The organism is Cetobacterium sp., assembly GCF_051653945.1.
Lineage (GTDB): Bacteria > Fusobacteriota > Fusobacteriia > Fusobacteriales > Fusobacteriaceae > Cetobacterium_A.
The window spans coordinates 1-8,948 of record NZ_JBOFXD010000001.1; the positions used below are offsets into that span (position 1 = coordinate 1).

The 8,948-nt window shown below is 25.8% G+C and carries 15 protein-coding genes; all 15 read left to right on the top strand.

Translation table 11 applies throughout. From position 1 onward, the window contains the following. A partial coding sequence (locus tag ACRC8M_RS00005; protein WP_438527240.1) for an autotransporter outer membrane beta-barrel domain-containing protein occupies positions 1-1,062 on the top strand: 1,062 nt, incomplete at its 5' end. 15 nt (positions 1,063-1,077) lie between these two features. After that, positions 1,078-1,332, top strand: coding sequence for a hypothetical protein (locus ACRC8M_RS00010; protein WP_332485727.1), 255 nt, complete (start codon positions 1,078-1,080; stop codon positions 1,330-1,332). A 69-nt stretch (positions 1,333-1,401) separates the two neighbouring features. Next, entirely contained in the window at positions 1,402-1,764 is a 363-nt protein-coding gene (locus tag ACRC8M_RS00015) for a hypothetical protein (protein ID WP_438527241.1), read from the top strand. A gap of 24 nt (positions 1,765-1,788) precedes the next feature. Next, positions 1,789-2,082 (top strand): hypothetical protein, encoded by a 294-nt coding sequence (locus ACRC8M_RS00020; protein WP_438527242.1) that lies wholly within the window; start codon positions 1,789-1,791, stop codon positions 2,080-2,082. Positions 2,083-2,231: 149 nt separating this feature from the next. Next, positions 2,232-2,357: a hypothetical protein gene (locus tag ACRC8M_RS00025; protein ID WP_438527243.1), complete on the top strand. Its 126-nt coding sequence runs from the start codon at positions 2,232-2,234 to the stop codon at positions 2,355-2,357. Between the two features lie 67 nt (positions 2,358-2,424). Beyond that, positions 2,425-3,051, top strand: coding sequence for a hypothetical protein (locus tag ACRC8M_RS00030; protein WP_438527244.1), 627 nt, complete (start codon positions 2,425-2,427; stop codon positions 3,049-3,051). 10 nt (positions 3,052-3,061) lie between these two features. Further along, positions 3,062-3,361: a hypothetical protein gene (locus tag ACRC8M_RS00035; protein ID WP_438527245.1), complete on the top strand. Its 300-nt coding sequence runs from the start codon at positions 3,062-3,064 to the stop codon at positions 3,359-3,361. Positions 3,362-3,384: 23 nt separating this feature from the next. Beyond that, positions 3,385-3,780 (top strand): hypothetical protein, encoded by a 396-nt coding sequence (locus tag ACRC8M_RS00040; RefSeq protein ID WP_438527246.1) that lies wholly within the window; start codon positions 3,385-3,387, stop codon positions 3,778-3,780. Positions 3,781-3,804: 24 nt separating this feature from the next. Continuing rightward, on the top strand, positions 3,805-4,545 hold the full coding sequence (locus tag ACRC8M_RS00045) for a hypothetical protein (protein WP_438527247.1): 741 nt from the start codon (positions 3,805-3,807) through the stop codon (positions 4,543-4,545). Next, positions 4,538-4,678, top strand: a complete 141-nt coding sequence (locus ACRC8M_RS00050; protein WP_438527248.1) for a hypothetical protein — start codon at positions 4,538-4,540, stop codon at positions 4,676-4,678. Before ACRC8M_RS00045 ends, ACRC8M_RS00050 begins: the two co-directional genes overlap by 8 nt. Beyond that, entirely contained in the window at positions 4,675-5,022 is a 348-nt protein-coding gene (locus ACRC8M_RS00055) for a hypothetical protein (protein WP_438527249.1), read from the top strand. Before ACRC8M_RS00050 ends, ACRC8M_RS00055 begins: the two co-directional genes overlap by 4 nt. A 491-nt stretch (positions 5,023-5,513) precedes the next feature. Continuing rightward, positions 5,514-6,236 carry a hypothetical protein gene (locus ACRC8M_RS00060; RefSeq protein ID WP_438527250.1) on the top strand — a complete coding sequence of 241 codons (723 nt, stop codon included), beginning with the start codon at positions 5,514-5,516 and terminating at the stop codon, positions 6,234-6,236. 133 nt (positions 6,237-6,369) lie between these two features. Then, positions 6,370-6,999, top strand: coding sequence for a hypothetical protein (locus ACRC8M_RS00065; protein ID WP_438527251.1), 630 nt, complete (start codon positions 6,370-6,372; stop codon positions 6,997-6,999). 101 nt (positions 7,000-7,100) lie between these two features. After that, complete coding sequence (locus tag ACRC8M_RS00070) at positions 7,101-7,793, top strand: COG1470 family protein (RefSeq protein WP_438527252.1); 693 nt, start codon at positions 7,101-7,103, stop codon at positions 7,791-7,793. Next, the coding region (locus ACRC8M_RS00075; protein WP_438527253.1) for a cell envelope integrity protein TolA at positions 7,793-8,948 on the top strand (1,156 nt) is incomplete at its 3' end. The genes ACRC8M_RS00070 and ACRC8M_RS00075, both read left to right, overlap by 1 nt.

The window sequence follows — 8,948 nt, forward strand, 5'->3', positions numbered from 1 at the left end:
AGAAAGAATTTTAATGAAATTATAAGCAATTCAAATTTTGCAAACTATTTAGAAAACAACTATGTAGATGGAGATATTTTAAGACAAGAATTATATAATAATTTGAAGTTAATAGATAATGCAGATGAATTTACAAGAGCAACAAATAATATATTTGGAAATGATATATACCCAAATCTAAAGAAACAAACTCTTGAAATGTTAAGATTTAATAGAGATACATTAGTAAACAACGTATTTAATCAACCAACATCTAAAGAATTAAGAGTTATTGGTGGAGCAGATTATAAGAATATAAAAGCTGATAGCTCAAATTTAAGTGGATATAAAGAAGATATATCGTCAGTATTCTTAGGAGCAGATAAACAAATAAATGCTAAATTAAGATTAGGAACTATTGCTAATATAGGTACATTAAATGCTAAATTTGATATGGATAATGCAAAAAGAGAAGATACATTCGGTCAACTTAATATGTACTCAATCTATAAAAATAATGATATTCAATTAACAAATAATCTATTCTTTGGATTATCTTCAGGAGATTTAAAAAGAGATCTGAAATTTGGTGATGTTTATGGAAGCCAAAAAGGAGACTTAGATAATAAATGGATTGGATTAAATAATATATTATCTAAAGACTATTTTGTAAGTTCTTTCTTTATTAAACCAAAGATAGAGTTAAACGCAACATACTTAATGCAAGATTCTATTAATGAATCAGGTAATTATGGATTAGATGTAGAAAAGCAAAATGTATGGTCTGTAGAAGCAGGAGCAGGAATTGAAGTAGGAAAAGAATTTAATTTAAACTCTGTAAAAAGCACAATAAAGGCATTTGGAACATATTTACATGAACTAGCTAACCCGTATGACAGTATGAGTGTTAAATTGAATAATATAAGTTCTGATTCAGTTAAGGTGTCAAAGTATGAGAAGGATTCGTATAAAGATTTAGGAATTAAATTAGAACTTGAAAAAAATGGATTAACAGGATATGTGGAATATAAATACCTATTTGACGAACACTTAGGAACAGCAGGAATGATATATAAGTTTTAATTAGGAGGAAATTTAATGATGACAATTATTTATTCAATAGCTATAATTATATTAATACTAATAATGATCTATAATTATATTAATACTAGTATAGATCCACCAGAAGAAGAAGTAAAAAATGAAAAAATAAAAAAAATATTGAAAGATGTACCTACATTAAAAGAAGAAAAATTAAATGAATTAAATCTAGAAAGTTTAGAAAAAATTATAAATAGAATCGAAGAAAAAAAGAGAAAAGAAATAGAAAAAGAAATATTGCTAGAGAAATAAAAATATAAAGAAAAAATAACTTTGTTCCAAATTGAAGCAAAGTTATTTTTATAAAAGGAGAATGTAGTTATGGTTGAATTTATATTTTTAAACAGAGATTCATTTATAATAGTAGGGTGTCTTTTTATTATACTAGGCTTAACCTTAATAGTAATAACTGAAAAAATATCTCAAATAAAAACTTTTATTATAGGTTTTATTGCATTTTGCAGTGGAATAATTTTATTGGGAAGTTTAATTACAGTTGGTTTATTCTCAAAAGAATATACAGCTCTGAAAATTACTGAACTAAAGCCAAATCTAAAAAAAGAAGAACTGATGAAATATGATATAAGGTTTTTAGAAAGTGTATTGAATGAATTAAGAGAAAAAAAACTAAAAGAAATACAAGAGAAAAAAGAAAAAAAGATACAGGAAATCATAAATTCATAAAAATTAAAAGTAGGAGATATAATGATGGATGAAATGATCAGAGCTACGATTCAATCGAATTTAAGTTTACTGAAATTTTTAATAATGTTAATTGGGGGTTATATAATATTTGTATTCTTATGTTTAAATAGTTTTTATAACACTCGACAAAACTTGATCTTTGAAACTCGAGAAAAAGAAATAGATGAAAAAACTAAAAAATACTTAAATTCTTTAGAGAAAATTGAAAAAGTATTGCTAATATTGTCTAAAAATGTGGCAATACCAATGTTGATAGTTCTTTCATCATTTGTAATTGCAAATTATTTAAAACTTTGAGAGTAGAAAAACAAAGCTAAATAATTGAATTGTGAAGAAAAGTTTACGAAAAAGATTACAAAATTAAGAAATTAGGAGAAGGAGTACTTCTCCTTTTTTTAAAAATTATAGAAAAAAGAGATTGAAAATAAAAACTAAGAGGGAAAAATATGGAAAAAAGATTATTATTGTTAATCGGAGGGATGATTGTACTTACTCTATATAAAATTAAATATCACTATTCTTTAAGAAATAAATATTTAAATGGAATTTCAAAAGAAGATATAAAAAAATAATAGAAGAAGATAAAAAATTAGCTGAAAAACAAAAAAAATTTAAAAAATTTGAAAATTGGAGGTAAAAATGAATAAAATTTTAATTAATTTTGTAGTTATATTAGTGATAGCTATTATAGGAGTATTATTTATAACATTTGAAGAGTTTATTGTAAAAAAAATAGGAGTTAAAAAAGTTGACTCATTTTGTAATAAGAATTATTTTTTTAAATCAAGTTTTTTAACGGGAATAATTTTTATGATAATAGTTTCAAATAATTTATTTTTTAATATGTTTTCTGAAACATTTAGTTCAATATTATTTATGTTACTAATGTTGAGTTTATGGTTTACATGTATATTAATGGTAGTTTCAACAGAAATACAATCGCCTTATTCTGATTATGAGTTAGAAGTTATAAAGCCACGAACTTTTATAAGATCAACAAAACTATATTGCTTGGAACAAATGAATATTAATATAGATTTAGAAAAATTAAAAGATTTAGAAATAGAGAAGTTAAGAGAGGTAATTTTCGAGTTAGACACAGATATTTTAATAAATAGAAATACAGAATTTAACGAGGATGAAAAAAAACAATTATTAAAAGAGTATGGTGTAGAAAAAAGAGAGCTTTATCATAAGTTATTAGGGGAGAAAGAACGAGAAAAATTAAAGCAATATAGTGAAAATAATTTAAAAAATTGGGTGTAGGAGAAGTTAAATGAAAAAAAATTTATTTGTAAGTTTAATAATGATTGGAGCAGTAATTATTTATAAGAACATAAATATGTTAAAAATAGTAGAACCAACACTATTTAAAAAATATGAAATACTAAAAGAAGAAGATAAAGAGTATGCGGTAATATTAACTCTTCCTAGTATGGGAAATTTTTTAACAGTAGAAGCAGATACAGAAAATAATGAATTAAATTTATATTGGAAAAATCCAAAAATGATAACTATGACAAATAGAGCAATAGCTTATAAAGAGTTTAAAAATGTTAGAAAAATATTAAAATAATTTAAAAAGTTGAGGACGAAATAATGGATGATTTAAGCAAATATGGAAGAAAAGAAACTATAGCTCCAGATATTTTTATTTATAGAATACGTGGTGGGTATAATCTAGCTTATTATGAAGAAATAAAAGATAGATTAGTAAAAGAACCTCTTGAAATAGATGATAATTTATATATTACTCCTGGTAATTTGGTAAAAAGATGGGGTAAAGAAAAATCAGAAATAAGAACGCTAGAATATATAAATCCAATGAAATATTTAGGTTATATTCAAGGGGAAAAGCATAAGCATTTATTCTTAACCGCTGATGGAGTTTATTGTTCTGAAGTTATATTCATAGGTAAAGATACTCTAGTTAATATAATGGGTGGAGAAGGTGTTATTGATATTAGAAATTTAGCTAAGAGTGAAATAATCTAAAGAGAAAATATGGGAAGTCAAAATATGAAGAAAGAACGAATTACTACAATTTTAAAAGAAGAAAAAATAGATAAAATAACAACAGAAGATATGGAAGTAGCATTAGTAGAATATTGTAGATTACATAATAAAGATTATTTTTGTACTAAAGGAGTTTCAAGTACTTTAGGGCATGAATGTGATTTTGTTTATTTATCAAAAGGAACTCTTTATGCGAATGAAATCGAAATAAAAATCTCTTTAGCAGATTTAAAAGCTGATAAGAAAAAGAAACATGAACATGACTCTAATCTTGTAAAAACTACATCATTTATAATACCAAAAGTTCTTTTAGAAAAATCAAAAGAGCATATAGATGAAAAATATGGAATATACACATGTGAGAAGGTTGAAAGAATCCTAAAAATAGAAGAATATGACGATTGGAATAAATACGCTAAAGAGATTGATCTAAAAAGAGAAGAATGTAAAAGCTATGAAGAATATAGAGAAAAGCGTGAGGTTGAATATAATCTTCAGAGAGAAAAATGGAAGAAAACAAAGAGAGTAAAATATAAAAAACAAATAAAATTCTTTGTGAACCAAGTTAGAAAACCTAAAAATAAGAAGGCAAGGAAATTAAATTATGAGGAAGCTTTTAATTTAGGAAGGTTATGTTCATACAAATATTGGGAGTTAAGAAAAGAATATTATGTAGAAGATTTAATGAGAACTGAAGAGTTAGAAAATTTAAAAAGTCTAAGAAGCTGGAGAGAATATGTTTAAATGTGAGTGTGGAAGTATGGACTTTGATTATATGAATACTAAAGAAAATATAATTATATGTAGCAATTGTAAAGAGAAGCAAGACTTGAATAAGATTCAAGATACTGAAGAAAAGAGGCGAGAAACAGCATGAGTGGTAAATATAATTCAAAGATATTTTTATCAAAAAGAGAAAAATACAGAATAGTAAATTATACAGCAAATGACGAATTTGAAAAAGAGTATTCTGTTGTATGTATAAGTTCTTATTATTCATTGGAAGAAGCTAAAAAAATATTAGAGAAAATAAAAAAAGATAAAAAATTAGAAAATATAGAATTTTTAGAAATAAAAAAACTGGAAGCATACTTGTGTCCAGAAGAAAATTATTGGTACACTGGAAATTACATAGAAGGTAGTATAGTTGAAAAATATTGGATGTGTATTCCTGAAGAGTTTGTATATCCAGCCTATATAATTTTGAAAGACATAGTTTAAAAAAGTTATCATAAAAGTGTAGAAGAGCAGTAAAATATATGCTATAATTCTTATAGAAATTGATGTAACTTTATAAGAGGAAAGTCGTGTTTAAAGCCGTAGCCCTGCAAAAATAAATGCTTAATTGAAGTTAAGTGCTTATTTTTGTGGGGCTTTTTTTATTTAAAACTTAGGAGGGAATTATGAAAAAAATAATTATAGTTATAACTTATTTTTTTATTTGGAAAAATATATTTTAAAATTCAATTAAAAAGTTATAAAAAGTGTAGAAAAGCAGTAAAATATATGCTATAATTTTTGCAGAAATTGATGTAACTTTATAAGAGGAGTCGTGTTTGAAGCTCGTAGCCCTTTTATCTAATTGATTTCCAATAGAATATTCAGTAGGAAAGTCGTGTTTAAAACCGTAGCCCTGCAAAAATAAACGCTTAATTAAAGTTAAGTGCTTGTTTTTGTAGGGCTTTTTTTATTCAAAAATCAGGAGGAAATTTATGAAAAAGTTTTTAATGTCAGCTCTATTTACATTTATGTTTGTTGTAAATGTAATACCAAGTTATGCCTTAAAATTCTATCCTTTAGGCTATGACAAAAGAATAGACAAAGGGGATGGTTATGGTGAGTTTACAATAGTCAACACCTCTAAAGAACCTATGAGGTGGAAAATAAGTGTTAGTAATACTGGGGAAAATACTGATATATCAAGGTTAGTAACAATATATCCTAAAGTATTAACAATTGAACCTTTATCAGAAAAAAGTTTTAAAGTTTATGTTAAAGAAGATTCTTCTTTAAAAGAAGGGGAGTATTCATTTAATTTAAATGTTAATCCTTTAAAATCTCCAAATGTTCAAAAGTTAAAATCAGGGAAAACAAATCAAACATTTGAAATGAAACAAGCCTTAGAACTTGAAATGTTTGCCTATGTGGGTGATTTAAATAAACCTTTTGAGTTATCTAAACAAGAGTTCTATGAGGTAAATGGAAAGAAAAAGTTTAGATCACACGTTAAAAATAATAATAAAAGAGGATATGAACTAGCAGTAGGATTTACAGATAAAAATAATGTTTTGTTACCAGATCTTTATCCAATATCAAGATTATTTGATGGTGTTGAAACAAAGATAGATGTTGAAATACCTAACCATGCAAAGAACATAGTATTTTATGATTTTAATAATATAAAAGTATTAGATCAAGTTATAAAAATTAAATAATAAGGAGTGAATAGATTATGAAAAGACTTTTATTAATGGCTCTTATAGAATCTAAAAAGAAAAAAAGCTAAGTAAAACTATTTAATATAGTTTTTTAAATAAAAATAAAAAAGAAAACAGGAGGAATTAAATTATGAAAAAGTTTTTATTAGTATCAATTTTAGCATTAGGGTTAGGAACTGTAGCAATGGGTGCGGGAGGTTCAAATCAACAAATGGTTGACTCAATGCTAACGGCAACAGCAGTAGGAGATACAGTAGGTGCAGGAGTTCCAGTAGAGGTAAGAGTTAATATTGTTCCAAAGGGTCCCGAATTGGTGATTGTAGATGAAAATAATGATGTATACGACACTATGGTATTTGATCATGGAACAAAGTTAGCAGGAACATTAAATAGAAGTGTAGTTGAAAGAACAGCAATTTTAAAAAGAACAGATAATCATCCATTCTCTGCTGATGGAGTAGGAACAGTTGGAACAAAAAAATATACTGGTAAATTTGAGTTAGTGTCAAATGGAAACTATAATCCTGCAACTAATGTATTAACTCTTGATAAATTATCAGCAGTAGGAGATACAGCTTCTACAAAAATGACAATGGACACAGAATTTAACTTTATTAAGCATGAAAGAGAGATTAAAGCTACAGATAATCAAATGAGAACTTTAGTTCAATCAGTTATTCCTGCGGGAACAAAAGCAGAACCAGGAATGTACATTGGAACAAATACATTTAAGGCTTCTCTAAAAGTTAAGTCTCTATAATTATAAAAAATAATAAAAGTTAGTTAGATTTATTAAGTTAGGAGCAAGGATTTTTTCTTGCTCCCTATTTAATAAATTTAAAAAGTAAATGGAGGGATTACATGGAGAAATTAAAAAAATTATTTTTATTTTTTATTCTTGGATTTAAAACTTTTGCATATATGCAAGTAGCACCAATTGTATTTGATAAGCGAATAGACAAAGAAGGAGCTACGCAAGAGTTTTACATTACAAATCCAACGAATCAAGAGGTTGGATATAGGATTTATAAGGAAAAAAGTGATAATGGGCTAGATATGACACCATATATGGAATTTTATCCTAAAAGTTTAAAACTTAAATCAGGGCAAAGTGAAAAGATTAGAGTGTATATAGAAGCTCCAAAAGAAGCAAAACAAGGTGAATATACAGCAATAATGGGGATAAAAGAAATAAATATTCCTAGTGTTAAAAAATCAGGTAATGGAAATGTAATTATTTATACTGATTTAAAATTAGAATTAGCAGGATATGTGGGCGATTTAAAACCAAACTTAGAAATAAAAGATTCAAAATTAAAGAACAATGAACTTAGTTTTAAAATCTCTAATACTGGAAATATTAGAACAAAAGTAGAGGTCTATTTAGAAAGTTCTTCTTTAAAAGAAGCTAAATATTTAGATAGCTTTAGACTTTTAAAAGGTTATGAAAATAGCTTTAATCAAAAGCTAGATATAGCTAATTTAAAAAATCCAAAACTTGCAGTGAGGGATATGGAAGGTAACAAACTATTAGAAAAGGAGATTACAAAATAATGAAAAAAAAGCGAAGTATTATTATTTTAGGAGTAATAGCACTTGTCCTTATTTCAGCTAAATATACTTCTAAAAACAATAAAGAAAATAAGGGTGTAGAGCAAATTATTAAACCAGTTATTGAAGAAAGCCAAGATAAAAAATTAATTGTTCCAATTGAAGAAGTTCAAGAAACAGATCAATTGCAAAATGAGAAAAAAGAAGAGAATAAAGCATTAGAACTTTTTAAAGAAGATTCACCAGTAAAACAAGAGCAAGAAACTAAAACTCAAAAAAAGAGTATTCCAGTAGTTCCACAAAGACAAGCAACAGAACAGGAGCTAAAAGAACTAATGGAGAAAGGAATCATAACAGATGAAGAATTTATATTAGAAAATGGGGGTGAAATAAACACAGATGGAATACATCTATACTCACTTTATATAAATGGAGAAAGGAAAACAGAATCTTACTCTACATTTATAAAGGATGAAGAGGTTTATTTCCCCCTAATTTCATTTTTTGAACTAATAAACTTTAGAAACTTTGAAAGAATAGAAAATAATGTAAATGCCAAACTAGGTGATAGCTTAGAAGATGTAATTATTGACACAAAGAATAATAGAATTTTAAAAAATAATGAGGAATTAAAATTAACTTCTGACAGTATCAAAATCTTTGATGGAGAGATTTATTTAGAAAAAGATGTCTTTAGAAAATTATTTTTAACAAATTTAGCTCTTTCTAAAGAAAAAGAAAAGATTAATATGACACTAAACTTTTCAACGCCTGAAGAGATAGGAATAAGGCAAAATAATAATGAGCGATTATTAAAAGAAGGAAAAACAACAAATGATATTCTTTATTCAAATGATAAAAAGTTATTTGAATTAGGTTATTTAAGAACAGAGCTTAATCAAATATTTAAAAAGAGTGAATATGAAAAAAATGGAGATTGGCAAAGTAATTGGGAAGCTAAACTTGAATATCAAGGAGCTTTTCTTTATGGAGAAATAACAACAACATATGATGTTAGAAATCATTTATTTGAGGATATAAAGCTAAGGTATGATGATGTGTATAAAGGGCATACTTTAGAGCTAGGAAATTATAAGTACATGGATGATGGAGCTAGAGAGTGGGATATATCTTTTAAAAAGGATAAGGGATATATAG

Bases quoted from the DNA above. Each gene is read 5' to 3' on its own strand.
- ACRC8M_RS00050 (WP_438527248.1), top strand. From the start codon at position 4,538: ATGTTTAAATGTGAGTGTGGAAGTATGGACTTTGATTATATGAATACT.
- ACRC8M_RS00040 (WP_438527246.1), top strand. From the start codon at position 3,385: ATGGATGATTTAAGCAAATATGGAAGAAAAGAAACTATAGCTCCAGAT.
- ACRC8M_RS00045 (WP_438527247.1), top strand. From the start codon at position 3,805: ATGAAGAAAGAACGAATTACTACAATTTTAAAAGAAGAAAAAATAGAT.
- ACRC8M_RS00065 (WP_438527251.1), top strand. From the start codon at position 6,370: ATGAAAAAGTTTTTATTAGTATCAATTTTAGCATTAGGGTTAGGAACT.
- ACRC8M_RS00055 (WP_438527249.1), top strand. From the start codon at position 4,675: ATGAGTGGTAAATATAATTCAAAGATATTTTTATCAAAAAGAGAAAAA.
- ACRC8M_RS00060 (WP_438527250.1), top strand. From the start codon at position 5,514: ATGAAAAAGTTTTTAATGTCAGCTCTATTTACATTTATGTTTGTTGTA.
- ACRC8M_RS00070 (WP_438527252.1), top strand. From the start codon at position 7,101: ATGGAGAAATTAAAAAAATTATTTTTATTTTTTATTCTTGGATTTAAA.
- ACRC8M_RS00010 (WP_332485727.1), top strand. From the start codon at position 1,078: ATGATGACAATTATTTATTCAATAGCTATAATTATATTAATACTAATA.
- ACRC8M_RS00025 (WP_438527243.1), top strand. From the start codon at position 2,232: ATGGAAAAAAGATTATTATTGTTAATCGGAGGGATGATTGTACTTACT.
- ACRC8M_RS00030 (WP_438527244.1), top strand. From the start codon at position 2,425: ATGAATAAAATTTTAATTAATTTTGTAGTTATATTAGTGATAGCTATT.
- ACRC8M_RS00020 (WP_438527242.1), top strand. From the start codon at position 1,789: ATGGATGAAATGATCAGAGCTACGATTCAATCGAATTTAAGTTTACTG.
- ACRC8M_RS00015 (WP_438527241.1), top strand. From the start codon at position 1,402: ATGGTTGAATTTATATTTTTAAACAGAGATTCATTTATAATAGTAGGG.
- ACRC8M_RS00035 (WP_438527245.1), top strand. From the start codon at position 3,062: ATGAAAAAAAATTTATTTGTAAGTTTAATAATGATTGGAGCAGTAATT.